The 13,854-nt window shown below is 61.8% G+C and carries 15 protein-coding genes; 11 read left to right on the forward strand and 4 right to left on the reverse strand.

The genetic code is table 11. The features are described from left to right. The first annotated feature begins 62 nt into the window (after window positions 1–62). Complete coding sequence (locus tag QF039_RS07535; RefSeq protein WP_102606436.1) at window positions 63–1,427, forward strand: MFS transporter; 1,365 nt, start codon at window positions 63–65, stop codon at window positions 1,425–1,427. Window positions 1,428–1,502: 75 nt separating this feature from the next. Beyond that, entirely contained in the window at window positions 1,503–2,633 is a 1,131-nt protein-coding gene (locus QF039_RS07540; protein ID WP_307517241.1) for an MFS transporter, read from the forward strand. 825 nt (window positions 2,634–3,458) lie between these two features. Here QF039_RS07540 and QF039_RS07545 read toward each other — a convergent pair. Further along, window positions 3,459–3,980, reverse strand: a complete 522-nt coding sequence (locus tag QF039_RS07545) for a DUF3087 family protein (protein WP_087693365.1) — start codon at window positions 3,978–3,980, stop codon at window positions 3,459–3,461. 153 nt (window positions 3,981–4,133) lie between these two features. On the opposite strand from QF039_RS07545, the gene QF039_RS07550 reads away from it, so the two are divergent. Together QF039_RS07550 and QF039_RS07555 are read left to right on the forward strand one after the other, a co-directional pair. Beyond that, a complete protein-coding gene (locus QF039_RS07550) occupies window positions 4,134–4,307 on the forward strand; it encodes a hypothetical protein (RefSeq protein WP_008430128.1) in 174 nt (57 codons plus the stop codon). Window positions 4,308–4,331: 24 nt separating this feature from the next. Continuing rightward, on the forward strand, window positions 4,332–4,526 hold the full coding sequence (locus QF039_RS07555; RefSeq protein ID WP_003210890.1) for a DUF6021 family protein: 195 nt from the start codon (window positions 4,332–4,334) through the stop codon (window positions 4,524–4,526). Between the two features lie 35 nt (window positions 4,527–4,561). On the opposite strand, the gene QF039_RS07560 is transcribed toward QF039_RS07555, so the two are convergent. Beyond that, window positions 4,562–4,807 (reverse strand): DUF6555 family protein, encoded by a 246-nt coding sequence (locus QF039_RS07560; protein ID WP_023658994.1) that lies wholly within the window; start codon window positions 4,805–4,807, stop codon window positions 4,562–4,564. A 158-nt stretch (window positions 4,808–4,965) separates the two neighbouring features. On the opposite strand from QF039_RS07560, the gene QF039_RS07565 reads away from it, so the two are divergent. The 5 genes from QF039_RS07565 to QF039_RS07585 all read left to right on the forward strand — a co-directional run bounded on the left by QF039_RS07565 (window position 4,966) and on the right by QF039_RS07585 (window position 9,948). Further along, window positions 4,966–5,796: an arylamine N-acetyltransferase gene (locus QF039_RS07565; RefSeq protein ID WP_177029252.1), complete on the forward strand. Its 831-nt coding sequence runs from the start codon at window positions 4,966–4,968 to the stop codon at window positions 5,794–5,796. Between the two features lie 123 nt (window positions 5,797–5,919). After that, window positions 5,920–6,672: an outer membrane beta-barrel protein gene (locus QF039_RS07570; protein ID WP_003210885.1), complete on the forward strand. Its 753-nt coding sequence runs from the start codon at window positions 5,920–5,922 to the stop codon at window positions 6,670–6,672. 233 nt (window positions 6,673–6,905) lie between these two features. After that, entirely contained in the window at window positions 6,906–7,274 is a 369-nt protein-coding gene (locus QF039_RS07575; protein WP_307517242.1) for a cytochrome c5 family protein, read from the forward strand. A gap of 77 nt (window positions 7,275–7,351) precedes the next feature. Next, entirely contained in the window at window positions 7,352–8,680 is a 1,329-nt protein-coding gene (locus QF039_RS07580) for a D-arabinono-1,4-lactone oxidase (RefSeq protein WP_168197529.1), read from the forward strand. Window positions 8,681–8,739: 59 nt separating this feature from the next. Beyond that, window positions 8,740–9,948, forward strand: a complete 1,209-nt coding sequence (locus QF039_RS07585) for a DSD1 family PLP-dependent enzyme (RefSeq protein WP_177009877.1) — start codon at window positions 8,740–8,742, stop codon at window positions 9,946–9,948. Between the two features lie 116 nt (window positions 9,949–10,064). On the opposite strand, the gene QF039_RS07590 is transcribed toward QF039_RS07585, so the two are convergent. Then, window positions 10,065–11,006 (reverse strand): transporter, encoded by a 942-nt coding sequence (locus QF039_RS07590; protein WP_003219185.1) that lies wholly within the window; start codon window positions 11,004–11,006, stop codon window positions 10,065–10,067. Window positions 11,007–11,209: 203 nt separating this feature from the next. Here QF039_RS07590 and QF039_RS07595 point away from each other — a divergent pair, with 203 nt between their 5' ends. Beyond that, a complete protein-coding gene (locus tag QF039_RS07595; RefSeq protein ID WP_307517243.1) occupies window positions 11,210–12,247 on the forward strand; it encodes an AraC family transcriptional regulator in 1,038 nt (345 codons plus the stop codon). 111 nt (window positions 12,248–12,358) lie between these two features. Then, on the forward strand, window positions 12,359–12,796 hold the full coding sequence (locus QF039_RS07600; RefSeq protein ID WP_003219182.1) for a carboxymuconolactone decarboxylase family protein: 438 nt from the start codon (window positions 12,359–12,361) through the stop codon (window positions 12,794–12,796). Window positions 12,797–12,994: 198 nt separating this feature from the next. Here the strand turns inward: QF039_RS07600 and QF039_RS07605 are convergent, their stop codons facing one another. Next, window positions 12,995–13,759 (reverse strand): helix-turn-helix transcriptional regulator, encoded by a 765-nt coding sequence (locus QF039_RS07605; RefSeq protein WP_307517244.1) that lies wholly within the window; start codon window positions 13,757–13,759, stop codon window positions 12,995–12,997. Window positions 13,760–13,854: the final 95 nt, after the last annotated feature.

Raw genomic sequence — 13,854 nt, forward strand, 5'->3', positions numbered from 1 at the left:
CCGCTGAAAAAAAAGGCCGCTGCCCGTAATCTAGACGCCTTTGCCACGTGTGCGGATTGTCCATGTCTTCAGTAGCTGATGGGTTGCCCAGTGATAAGCGTCTAGCGGCGGTTGTCGCCATTTCCCTGGGGATCGGCATGGCGACCCTCGACACGGCCATCGTCAACACCGCGTTGCCGACCCTGGCCGAAGGGATTGGCACCGACTCCGCTTCGGTAATCTGGGTGGTCAATGCCTACCAGTTGGCGACCATTGCCGCGGTACTGCCCTTTGCGTCCCTGAGTGATGTGGTCGGCCACCGCCGGGTGTTCCTCGGCGGCTTGCTGGTGTTTGTGGTGGCGTCGCTGTTTTGCGGGCTGGCCTGGTCACTGCCGACGCTGACAGCCGCCCGGGTGGTGCAGGGCCTGGGCGCTGCGGCAATCATGAGCGTCAACATTGCGCTGCTGCGGCATATCTACCCGGCAAAAATCCTCGGCCGGGGGCTGGGGTATAACTCACTGGTGGTGGGGCTGGCCTTTACCCTGGGGCCGACGGCGGCGTCGGCGATTCTATCGGTGGCTACCTGGCACTGGTTGTACCTGATCAACCTGCCCCTTGGGGCATTGGCCTTGTGGCTCGGGGTGCGGGCGATTCCGGTGATCCCGATCACCGGGCATGCCTTCGACCGGCTGGCGGCAATTCTCTGCGCCGGGTTGTTTGCCCTGCTGGTGCTGGGCCTGGGCTCGGCGGTGCACGGTGCGCAGGCGGTGTTGACGCTGGGGCTGATCGCCGTGGCGCTGCTGTGCGGGCTGTTGCTGATCCGCCGTCAGGCCGGGCACCCGGCGCCGATGCTCGCGGTGGATCTGTTCAAGCGCCCGCTGTTCACCTTGTCGGCCCTCACCGCGATTTGCGCGTTCAGCGCCCAGGGGCTGGCGTTTGTGTCGCTGCCGTTCCTGTTGCAAACGGTGTTGGGGCACAGCCAGGTGGCCACCGGTTTCCTGATGACGCCGTGGCCGGCGGTGGTCGCGGTGATGGCGCTGATTGCCGGGCGCCTGGCGGACCGTATCTCCCTGGCATTGTTGTGCGGCATCGGCCTGGTGATGTTGAGCGCGGGCATGGCCGCGCTGGCGACCCTGGGCAACGACGCCTCGACCTTCGATATCGGTTGGCGCATGGCCCTGTGTGGCGCCGGGTTCGGTTTTTTCCAGTCGCCCAACCTCAAGGCGATCATGACCAGCGCACCGATTGCCCGCAGCGGGGGAGCCAGCGGGATCGTTGCCACGTCGCGGTTGATGGGGCAGACACTCGGCGCTTCGTTGGTGGCGTTGTGTTTCCACCTGTCCCTGAGCAGCGGCCCGCAGTACGCGTTGTGGCTGGGCTGCGGGTTTGCCCTGGTGGGCGCGGTGGCCAGCGGGTTGCGTCTGATGCAGGACGGCGCCAAGGTTTAATCATTTGGGCCTTGTAAAACCTTGAGGTAGACGGCTACCGTGGCCGTCTAAATAATTCTGAATGTTTCAGCTTTTATGTCTGATCTGGCCCAACGCAGTGCTGATTCACACTCCCGCCGTGCCGCGCTGACCCTTGGCCTGTGCCTGCCCAGTGACGTGTTGCTGTACCTGGTGCTGCCGATGGAGTCCCAGGCGTTCGGTATCACCCTGGCCCAGGCCGGGGTGCTGCTGGCGGCCAACCGCCTGGTGCGGATCTTCGGCTACAAGCATGTTCTGAATTTCTACGCCCGCAACGGTGATCGGCTGACGTGCTCCATTGCCGCCGGCGCGGCGGCGGTGTGTGCCCTTGGCAACTCGATGCTGTCCGGGTTTGCGGCCTTGCTGGGGCTGCGGTTGGTCTGGGGCCTGTGTTTTGCGGCGTTGAACCTTTCCACTCAAGTCTTGGCCACCTCTGAACCGCTGGGTGCGGCGCGGCGGGCGGGGCGGTCGCGGGCGTTGATTGCCCTGGGGCCGATGCTGGCCTTGCCGTTGGGTGGGTGGCTGACGTTGCAGGTTGGGCCGCGGCCGATCTTCTGGATTCTGGCGGTGTGTTGCCTGGTGGGGTTGTGGATGGCGCGGGGGTTGCCGACTGCGGGTCACAATTTGCATGGCACGCCGGGGCGGCGGTTCAAGTTGCCTGACAGTGTGGCGACCTGGTCGTTTATCGAAGGGGTGGCGCTGGATGGGCTGTTTATCTTTGGCCTGTCGATTCAGGCGCAGAAGCTGCTGGGGGGCAATGCGGTATTGATTGCCGGTGGGTTGATGGCGCTGCGATATGTTTCGGAGTTGCTTCTGAGTCCGCTGGGGGGGCGTGCTGCGCAGCAGTTTGGTGCTACGTCGATGTTGCTGCTGTTTTCGTTTCTCAGTGCGTTGGCGTTGGGGGCGTTTGGTAGTCATTGGGTGATTGTGGGGGGGGCGGCGGTGTTGGTGTTGCGGGCGTTGCAGTTGCCGTTGGTGACGACGCTGGTGGCGGAGCGTAATCCGGGGGCGATGCGGGTTTCGGCGTTGGCGTCGAATGCGGTGTGGCGTGATGTGGGGGCGGGGCTTGGGCCTTTGCTGGCGGGGTTGTTGTTGCCGGTGGCGTCGGCGCCTTGGGTGTTTGGCGTGGCGGGGGGGGCGATTGCGGTCAGTGCGGTGTTTTGCTGGCGGGCCAGGGGTTTAGCATGAGATGGGGGGAGGGGGGTACATATCCGTTTCTTCGGTAACGGCCACTTAGGGTTCCGCTCTTACAGCGGGTCACTTTTGGCAAACGCCCCAAAAGTAACCAAAAGGTCTTTGCCCCACCACTCGGTGCCTCGCCTAGGCTCGGCATGCCCGCACTCCGGCCCGGTTCCGCGGGCCGCCGCGACGGGCCATCCATGGCCCGGCGCGGCTAAATCGGCTTCCCTGCCGATTTACCCGCTCCACCGTGCCTACTTGCGGCCATCGTGGTTGACGGGGCCCGCAGATCAAAATCAAAAGCAGATCAAAAGCAGAGCACAGCGGCCTACCGGCCGGCTTGAGTGTTAAAAGCAAAAGCAAAGACCAGAGCGAAAACAGAGCTGCTTTTCTGTGGGAGCTGGCTTGCCTGCGATGCAGACACCTCGGTGTATCAGGCAGACCCAGTTGATGCCATCGCAGGCAAGCCAGCTCCCACATTTGACCGTGCCCGCTTTAGCTTTTGATTTTGCTCTTCAACACTCAAGCCGGCCGGGAGGCCGCTGTGCTGTTGATCTGCTTTTGATCTTAGGCGCCCCGTTAAACCACGCTGGCCGAACGCAGGCTTTGGAGCGTGGGTAACCCGGCAGGACGCCGGGTTAGCCGTCCTGGGCCAAGGATGGCCCATGACGGCGGCCCACGGTCCAAAGCCGGAGTGAGGGCACACCGAGCCTAGGCGAGGTGCCGAGTGGTGGGGCAAGAGCGTTGTGCTTACTTTTGCGCTCTTCAAAAGTGAGCCGCTGTAAGAGCGGAACCCATATCAGCCATCACCCAAATAACGGATATGCCCCCCAATCAGCGAGCCTTCACAGCCTCAACCCAATCCGGATCCAACCGCGTCTGGTCAGGCTCAATCCCCAACCCCCGCATCTTCTCCAGATGCTCATCAACCTCCCGCACCAACTGCGCCTGAGAACTCGAATTGGCGTCCAGTTCGTGCATCTGCATCAACCCAAGGTGATAAAACCGCAGCAACTTGATCGCCACCGGATCATTCGCCTTCACCCCGTCAGTCACCTTGTGCATCACATTCGTCACACTCATCAGGCTGCGCTTGAGCTGCCACCCATACACCGCCGGCGCGAACCAGGCCTGGTTCCAGAACGGCCCCCGCACCAGCCCTACGGTAATCAACACCCCGGCAAACACCCCGCCCACATTAAAGCGAAAATTATCCCCCCCAGGCTCACCAAACAGCATCACCGCCAGGCTGGAAAGCACCATCGCCAACACCACAAACAACCCCGCGACTATCAACGTACTGCGTCGCGTCTGCTGGCGAAAAACAATCGGGTCGCACGGTTTGAGCTCAAACATCCAGGGTCAGTCTCCATGGCACAAGTAGGGTTATAACGCCGGCCAGCATCTTCTCATGCTTCACCCGTCGGAGTGACGGTAATCAGGTTGAACGATGGATCAGCGCAATTTCTCTAACCCCTGTAGGCAACCGACCCCCAAGCGAGGTGAACCATGACCCGGTACCAGCAACAGCCGCCCGGCACACCCAACCCCGACCGCACGCCCGGCGAAGAGGAGCGTGACAACGACGCCCTGCGCCCCAACGACCCGGCCGAACGGCAAGACGACGAAGAGCAGGTCGAGGAAGACCTGGAAAACCTGCACGACAAGGCCCGCCCGCTGTAGACCCGGCGCGCCAAGGAGGTAGTTATGACTAATCGTACAAGCGGCCCGCATTCATCCGAGCATTCCAGCGGCAAGGACGAATTGGGTTTCGACCCCGATTCCCCGGACGTCGCCGACCCACAGGTCGACCCGGTAGGTCCCGCCATTGCCCCGTTGGACAAGCCAGAAAAAACCGGCAAGAAGCCGGCCTATGATCCCCTCGGTGATCTGAAAAAGTGAAACAAGCCCCGCCGTCGTGCGGGGCTTTTTATTCCTCAACCAAGCCGTTTCGGGGCTGTCCATGTCACCTCGGTGATGCCGAACTTCTCCGCCCAGGGCCGAGTGGTCTTTTTCACCCGCTCATGGCCCGGTCGGCCTATGCGCCCCACGTGGGCAATGTCGGCGTCAACGGCCGCCCAATGCCACGCTTCGGCGTTGTTCATGACCTCGGCACGCACCACAAAGGTTTTTGGTTCGCCGTGTAGCAAGTAGTGGATGGTGTAGATCATTGCGGTACTCATGATGCCTCCCTGTCTTGTAGTGAATGGATATAAATCAGTTCAGAAAGGTTCAGAAAGTTTGTGCATCTGAGGGCTTGCATTTGATTCAACCCACAATTGGCAAATAACCGCCGTCAGGGTATTAGTGGTGCTTTCGCCACCGACTCCAGGATTGCGTCATGCCAGAGCTGACCCACAGCCGCCTCTACCTGCAACGTCTGGGCTACGACACGCCGCCTCCGCCCACCCTGCAAACCCTGCAGGATCTGCAGTTGCGCCATGTCAGCACCTTCGCGTTTGAAAGCCTGTCGACCCTGCTGCACGCACCGGTGCCGATCGATTTGCCGAGCGTCGAACAAAAAGTCCTGTTCGACGGCCGTGGTGGTTATTGCTACGAGCTGAACCAGCTGTTCCTGGCCTTGTTGCAGGAGTTGGGCTTCGAGGCGCGGGGCATTACCGGCCGTGTGGTGATGGGGGGGCCGCCCGATGCGCTTACGGCGCGCACCCATCGGCTGAGCCTGGTGACCCTGGATGGCGTGCGTTACATCAGTGATGTCGGCTTTGGTGGCATGGTGCCCACCAGTCCGTTGCAACTGGACACCGATGCCACCCAGGCCACCGCCCATGAACCCTATCGCCTGAGCCTGGACGAGGGCAGCTACACCTTGTGGGCGCAGGTCGCCGGTGAGTGGCGCGGCTTATATGTGTTCGACCTGCAGGTGCAGTCACACTTCGACTACGAGATCGGTAACTGGTACGTCTCCACCCACCCGGATTCGCCGTTCCTCGGCCAGCTGAAAGTCGCACTGATTGGCCCGGGATTTCGCCGCACGCTGAACAACGGGCAGTACGCGATTCACTACCTGGACCGGGCCAGCGAAAAGCGTGCAATCGAGGACGTCGAAGAGTTGCTGAACCTGTTGCAGGCCAGCTTTGGCATTCGCCTGCCGGCGCATCCGCAGTTGCGGTCAATTCTCGGCCGTTTGCTGGCTCCCGTCCAAGACGCTTGATATAGAGCCTTCGCTGAACCGTTTTACCTCGAAAAAGGTGCAAATTAATTCGAACCTTTCGCCAAAACGAGGGTTCGAAGCGTTTCCTGAATAATTTGCCACCTGCAATGGAGACGTAAAACGATGTCCAAACTATTCGGAAAGATCCTCAAGAATTCCTCGGTCCTGGCCTTGATCGCGGCACCTGGTGTGGTGTTCGCCGCAGCGCCGACCGACCCGATTTCCACCTTCGGGATCCTCGGCAGCTACAACGACTTCAAACTCGAAGGCGGTAGCCAAAGCGACAAGGACCACATGCCTGAAGCCGGCCTGTTCTATAACTTCGGCAACAAGCTGACGGCTGAATCCGGCTTCATCTACCAGGCCGGTATCGAAGCCAAGTACGGCGAGAAGAGCGACAACAAGCTCAAGGAAGGCCAGGCCGACCTCGACCTCGGCTGGCGTGCCGCGCTGGATGCGCGCAACTTCGTCGACGTGCTGGTGGGGGGCGGCTACAGCTGGACCCGCTACGAGCCGGACTCGGGCGACTACGACATGAAACTCACCAACAAATCGCCGTTCGCCAAGGCGGCCCTGGGCTACAACCACCAGTTCGACGACATGACCATGCGTGTTGAACTGGGCGCCCGCCATACCATCGACGGCCGCGCCAAGCTCAAGGTCGACGGCATCGGCAGCGACACGGTGGACCTCAAGGACCGCACCAACCCGTACGCCGAAGTCAGCCTGCTGATGAACCAGAAAGGCGATCTGCCAGTGATGGCGGGCCTGTACTACACCCGCACCGAGTACAAGCTCGATGACGATTCGTACGTGGCCGACAACACCAAGCTCAAGCGTGACGAGTACGGGTTCAAGGTCGGTATAGCCTTCTAAATCTGCCTGACTGATTGTTCCCACGCTCTGCGTGGGAATGCATCCCGTGACGCTCTGCGTCACAACGCGGACGCAGAGCGTCCAAGGCGGCGTTCCCACGCAGAGCGTGGGAACGATCAGCCGCTGAAGCCTGTCCGCCCAAGCCCCCCTTTCTGTCCCCCAATACCCTCAACGCCGCGCCCTGGCTGCCTTAGTGTGGATCACGCTTTCACACAATAAGAGAGAAGGTGGCTATGCGGGCAATCAACCCCCGTCGCATCAGTCTGCTGCTGGCCGTGACCTGCCTGCTGACAGCCTGTGGCGACAAACCGAAACATCCCCCCGAACGTGCCACGGCGGCCAATGCCATGCCGAGCGACGCAGCCCTGGCCCAGGTCTACGACACCAGTTGCAAGCTGTGCCACGCCAACCCGGCCTCCGGTGCGCCGCTGACCGGTGACGGCCCGGCCTGGAGCCCGCGCATCGCCCAGGGCCCGGACACCCTGCTGGACCACACCATCAACGGCTACAACGGCATGCCCCCGATGGGGATGTGCGTGCAGTGCTCCGAAGCGCAATTCCTGGGGCTGATCAGCTTTATGTCGGGTCAACACATCCAATAAGAATAACGGGGTAGGCGATGGGGCTTTCACGGCGAGAATTATTGCAGCGCGGCGCGGTAGCCGGCGCGTTCATGGCATTGACCAGTAACCCGGTACTGGCCCAGCTGGCCCGGGCACCGCGGCTGATTCCCTGGCGCAATTGGTCGGGGGCGCAAACCTGTCTGCCCCTGGCGCGGCTGGCGCCGAAGAACCTTGATGAACTGGTGCAGGTCATCGGCCAGGCACCGGGCAAGGTGCGGCCGGTGGGCTCGGGCCATTCGTTCAGTGCCCTGGTGCCCACCGACGGCACGCTGCTGTCCCTGAGTTACTTCAACGGCCTGCTGGATCACGACCCGCAAACCTTGCAGGCCACGTTCGCCGCCGGTACGCCGATGTCACGCATGGGCCAGGCCTTGAAAGACGTCGGCCAGGCGCTGCCGAACATGGCGGATATCGACTACCAGACCCTGGCCGGGGCGATCTCCACTTCCACTCATGGCACCGGCGTGGGCTTCACCTCATATTCCGGTTGCGTCACCGGCCTGCAACTGGTGACCGCCCAGGGTGAGGTGCTGGAGTGCGACGCCAAGCGTCACCCCGAAGTGTTCAGTGCCGCCCGGGTGTCCCTCGGCGCCCTCGGCGTGGCCACCCAGGTCCGCCTGCAAAACCGCGCACCGTACCGCCTGCGGGAGCGCCAGTGGATCGCCAAGACTGAAGAACTGCTGGAGGACGTGGCAAAGAACACCCGGGAAAACCAGCACTGGGAAATGCTCGTGGTGACCCATTCCGACTACGCCCTGTCCATCGCCCTGAACGAAACCACCGACCCCGAAACCCCGCCCATCGACCCGGCCGAGGCAGGCGGCAACGAGTTTGTGTCGATCATCGAGAAACTCGACAAATACGGCAGCGATTTCCCCGAGGCCCGGCGTACCTTGCTCAACAGCCTGCGCTTTTTTGCCAGCTTCGATGACCGCGTGGCCGAGTCGTTCCAGGTGTACGCCAACGTGCGCAACGTGCGTTTCAACGAGATGGAATATTCGGTGCCCGCCGAGCACGGGCCGGCGTGCCTGCGGGAAATCCTCAAGCTGATCAACGACAAGGACCTGCGCACCTGGTTTCCCATCGAGTACCGCTACGTCAAGGCCGATGACATTCCGCTGAGCATGTTCGAGGGCCGCGACAGCTGTTCGATTTCCGTGCACCAGCACTACACCATGGACCACCACAACTTCTTCGCCGCCGTAGAACCGATCTTCTGGAAATACGCCGGTCGCCCGCACTGGGGCAAGTTGCACACCCTCAATGCGCGCACCTTGCAGCCGCTGTATCCGCGCTGGGAGGAATTTACCCGAGTGCGCCGCGAGCTGGACCCCAGCGGCAAATTCCTCAATGCGCACCTGTCGTCTATTCTGGGAGTGGCCTGATGAACCGCAGACATTTCATGCTCGGCACCGGCGTGTTGCTGGTGGGGGGTGCCATCTTGCTGAGGCCCGGCGACCGGGGCAGCCCGTACACCGAGTATTTCCGCAGCCTCAACCAGGAACTCAAGGCCCATGGGCCGATGCGCCCGGTGATGCTGATCGACCTCGATCGCCTGGACCACAACATCGACGTGGTGATGCAGTCGGTGCAGCGCGGCGGCAAACACCTGCGGCTGGTGGAGAAATCCCTGCCGTCGCCGGGGCTGCTGGCGTACATCGCCAAGCGAGCCGGCACCCAGCGCCTGATGTCGTTTCATCAGCCATTTCTGAATCACGACGCCCAGGTCTTTCCCGATGCGGACATCCTGCTGGGCAAGCCGTTGCCGGTGCGTTCCGCCGAGCTGTTTTACCAAACCCACAAGGGCCCGTTCGACCCGTCCCGCCAGCTGCAATGGCTGCTGGACACGCCCGAGCGCCTGCAACAATACCTGGCGCTGGCCCAGGGGCTGGGCACCAAACTGCGGGTCAATATCGAGCTGGATGTGGGCCTGCATCGCGGCGGCATCAGCGACAACGCGGTGCTGGGGCAGATGCTGACGATGATCAGCGCGCATCCGCAGCAGCTGGAATTCAGCGGGTTCATGGGCTACGACCCGTTCGTGGGCATGGGTGTGCCGGGGATTCTCGGCTCGCCCCAGGACCTGTTCGACAAAGTCATGCAGCGCTACAACGGCTATGTGGATTACACCCGCCAGCACTTTGCGCCGCTGTGGCGCGACGGGCTGACGTTGAATACGGCAGGCAGCCCGAGCTATCGCATTCACGAGCAGGAGAAGCTCAGCAGCGAGGTGTCGGTGGGCACGGCGTTGCTCAAGCCGACGCACTATGACTTGCCGTCGCTGAGCGAGCATGTGCCGGCGGCCTATATCGCCACGCCCGTGTTGAAAAGCACCGGGCCGGTGGACATTCCGGCGCTGGACGGCAAGTCGCGGTTGTTCTCGTGGTGGGATGCGAATCAGCGCGCCACGTTCTTTATTTATGGGGGCAACTGGATGGCGGAGTTTGAATCGCCCAGGGGGTTGCAGAGCAATGACCTGTACGGGCGCAGCTCCAATCAGGAGATGGTCAATGGTTCGCCCAAGGTGGGGCTGAACGTGGAAGACCAGGTGTTTCTGCGCCCGACCCAGAGTGAGTTTGTGCTGCTGCAGTTCGGCGATTTGCTGGCGGTACGGGGCGGGAAAATCGTCGATACCTGGCCGGTCTACACCTGAAGAAACCCGATCAACAGGTGGGAGCTGGCTTGCCTGCGATGCAGGCAACTCGGTTTTTCAGTGATACCGAGGTGATGCTATCGCAGGCAAGCCAGCTCCCACATGTTCAACCGGGTTTACAAGGCAAACGGAATCGTCAGCTTCGCCCACAACATGTCGCCTTCCGGCCGGTTCTGCACATCAAACTCCTTGGCCCAGCGCACCTCGGCACTCGCATACTTGAGGAAGGTGAAATACACCGCCGGACCGATCGCAAACACCTGGCCCTTGACCCCGTCATCCACATCTTCGCCATAGATGTTCACCACGGTATGCCCGTATTGCTTATCGTCGGTGGTCTGCTTGAGGTAGTAGCCGTTGAGCCCAAGGCTGAGGTTATCCGTCACCTTGTAGCTGGCCGAGTAGTCGAAGTGAAAAATCTGCCCCGAACGGTAATGGGTGTCGGGGTTTTCCTTGTTGAAGCTGTAGGTGGTCTTGATCGACAGCTCAGTGCGCTCGTTGGGCATCCAGGTCGCCGACACCAACGGTTTGTAGGTGTAGAAATTGTTGCTGGTATTGGCCAGGCGCGTGGCGTCGTATTCGCCGGTGGGCAGGGTGATTTCCAGGGCGGTGCCCACCGTCAGGTTCTTGCCCAGGTCCCAGAGGATGATCGGCGCCACGGTGGTGTCGCCCATGCTTTCCCGGGTGTCGGACATGCCGAACAGCGATACCTGTTGCTTCAGGTACGGCTGGGCGATATAGCCGCCCAGGCGCCCGCCGAATACCCGCAACGGGCTGAGGTAATCCAGGCGCGGGATGATCGCGTCGGACTTGATCTTCACGTCCGGCACCTTGCCACCCAACGAGCTGATATCGAGCTTCCTGGCTTCGTAATGGTTGTAATAGATGTTGAAGGCGAACATGTGGTCGGGCAGGTTGTTGACGTCCAGCGGCAGGATGTAGAAGCCATCGGTGCCGGGGCCGATGTTGTCGACGCCGCCTTCGGTGGCCAGGGCCGGCAGGCTGATGAGGGTCAACAGGGCGAGTTGCACGGGGTAAAACGCACGGGTCGTGTTCATGTCTGGGCTTATTATTATTATCAGGACGACGCTGCCTATAGAAATAAGCCCTCGGCGCCCGGCGGGGCAGGGTATTGGCGGCCACATAGGGGGACTTTGGCGGACAGCTTTCATCCAGAGTGCAGCAGTTCTTGCAAGAGCCTATGATTGTCAGGATGTTTCCAAAACAAGAACTGAAGCACTCAGTCGGGAATCGAAGATCCATGCAAAGGAAAGCCGTTGATCCGCACTATGACCTGGCCCTGGTCTCGCCATTTCTGCTGCAAACCCTCGGCCAAGTGGTCGCGCAAAAAGGCGCGAGCGCCGAGCACCTGTGCCGTGGCCTGGGATTCACCCTGGCCGATCTGGACGACCCGGCCCAGCGCATTTCCTACCGCCAGGCAGTAGCAATGATCCAGCGTGCACTCAAGGTGTTGCCCGACCAGGGGCTGGGCCTGTGGGTAGGCCATCAGAACGTACTCGGCACCCTGGGCCTGCTCGGCCATGTGATTTCACTGTGCAAGACGTTGCGCGATGCGTTTGCCATCGGGGAACGTCATCAGCACACCTCCGGCGGTATCGCCACCTCGCGCACCCATGAAGGCCCCCAGGAAGTTTTCGTCGATATCGAATGCCTGCTGCCCTACGCCGAGGTGCAGGTGTTTGCCGCCGAGGAGTTCTTCGCCAGCCTGATGGTGTATGGCCGCGCCCTGGTGGGCGAGGGCTTCATGCCGCTGCGGGTCGAATTTATCCACGCCGCGCCCGTCTACGTCGCCGACTATCACCAGCTGTTTGGCGCAGATGTACGTTTTGGTTGCCTGCATAACCGCATGGTCCTGGCCAGCCATTGGCTGGACGTGCGCCTGCCCAATCACCATGCCCTGGCCCTGCGCCAGGCCCTGGAACTGCTGGAGCTGGAAAGCGCCCAGTTGCATCAGAAAATGGATTTGATCCAGGCGGTGGAGCGCGCGATTTCCCGGGATTTGCAGGGCAGCCAGCTGGAAAAGGTCGCCAGTGACTTGAACATGAGCTGGCGTACCTTGCGCCGGCGCCTGACCGAGCATGGGCTGACGTTCGAGGGCTTGCTGGAACAGGTGCGCAGGGCAAGGACCATGGGGTTGTTGAGCAACCCGGGGTTGTCCATCGAACGGATCACCGAGGAAGTTGGCTACAGCGATGTGCGCAGTTTTCGGCGGGCGTTCAAGCGCTGGACCGGGCTGAGCCCCAGTGCGTTTCGCGGTGAAGGCGCAGGGCCGGGGTGATCGTCAGGATTGGCCCCATTGGCCACCTGATCTTTCCCCGGATTGGCTATTTGTCCAATGCCCCCTCGTCACTACTCTAGACACCAATCCCCACTGTTCTGGAGTATCACCATGCAAGCTCGTACCGACTTCTACACCGCCTCCCCGGATGCCATGAAAGCCATGCTGGCCCTGGAGGCTGCCGTCGGCAAACTGTCCATCGAACTGCCGCTGCTGGAACTGGTGCGCCTGCGTGTGTCGCAGATCAACGGCTGCGCCTTCTGCCTCGACATGCACACCGCCGACGCCCGCAAGGGGGGCGAGACCGAGCGCCGCCTGTACACCGTGTCGGCCTGGCGTGAAACGCCGTTCTTCACCCCCCGTGAACGCGCCGCGCTGGCCTGGGCCGAAAGCCTGACCCTGCTGAGCCAGACCCACGCACCGGATGCAGACTTCACCGAACTGGCCGCCCACTTCAGCCCGCAAGAGCAAGTCGACCTGAGCGTGGCGATCGCCACCATCAACAGCTGGAACCGTCTGGCGGTGGGTTTTCGCAAGATGCCTAAATAACCCGACAAGACGCCGGGATGACTGATCGTTCCCGCGCTCTGCGTGGGAATGCCGCCCCGGACGCTCTGCGTCCAGCGGGCGATGCAAGGCTCAAGTCTTGCGTACGGGTGACGCGGAGCGTCACGGGATGCATTCCCACGCAGAGCGCGGGAACGATCAGTGAAGCCGATCTACCACCGGGTTACAGCCAGTCGGCATTCACTTGAAGTAACCCCGTGGCGTGGCGCCGGTCATGGCCTTGAAGAAGGCGATCAGCGCACTGTCACTGGCAAAGCCCAACTCAAAGGCGCAGTACCCGAGACTGCGCCCGGTGGCGAGCAGCTCGATGGCGCGCATCAGGCGCCACTGCTGGCGCCATTGCTGATAGCCCATGCCGGTTTCCCGCAGGAAGATCCGGCCGATGGTTTTGCCGCTGGCGGCCACCTGGCGTTGCAAGGCTTGCAGCTCCGGCGGCAGGGTGTCGAGGTTCTGCAATAACGGCGCCAGGCGTTTGTCCGTGGGCAGGGGCAGCAGCAGCGGTTGCTCGACTGCCTCGCGGATTTCACTCAGGCACAGCGCCAGCAAATGCGCGTATTTGCCCTGTTGCCAATCGGTGTCGAACGCCGCCATTGCCATCGGCTCCAGCACCGCCCGCAGCAGCGCACTCACCTCAATCACCCGCACTTGTGCCGGCAACTGCCCGGCCAATGCCGGGCTGACATACACCGAACGGTAATCCACGGTCTGTTGCATCACTGCCCGGTGCGGCACACCGCCGGGAATCCACGCTGCCCGAGTGGGCGGCAACAGGCACAGTTGGTTGGCCAGGGTAATGCGCGTGCAGCCCTGTTGGGTGAACAGCAATTGCCCGCGCTGATGCTGATGTACACCGGAGTCGTGATCACCCAGCAGGGCGGCGATGCCCACCACGGGCGCGTCGAAGCGGTCGGGATCGAAAGGTGTCTGCGCCGCCAGCCATGCCATGGGATGTCCGATTTCATTGATAAGGTGTCAAAGTCTGGATAATACGCCAGCTGCCGCTGTTTAGACTCCCTGGCCTGTTTACTCGTGAAGAGCGT

Origin of the sequence: Pseudomonas sp. W2I6, from assembly GCF_030815935.1 — a bacterium.
Taxonomy (GTDB): Bacteria; Pseudomonadota; Gammaproteobacteria; order Pseudomonadales; family Pseudomonadaceae; genus Aquipseudomonas.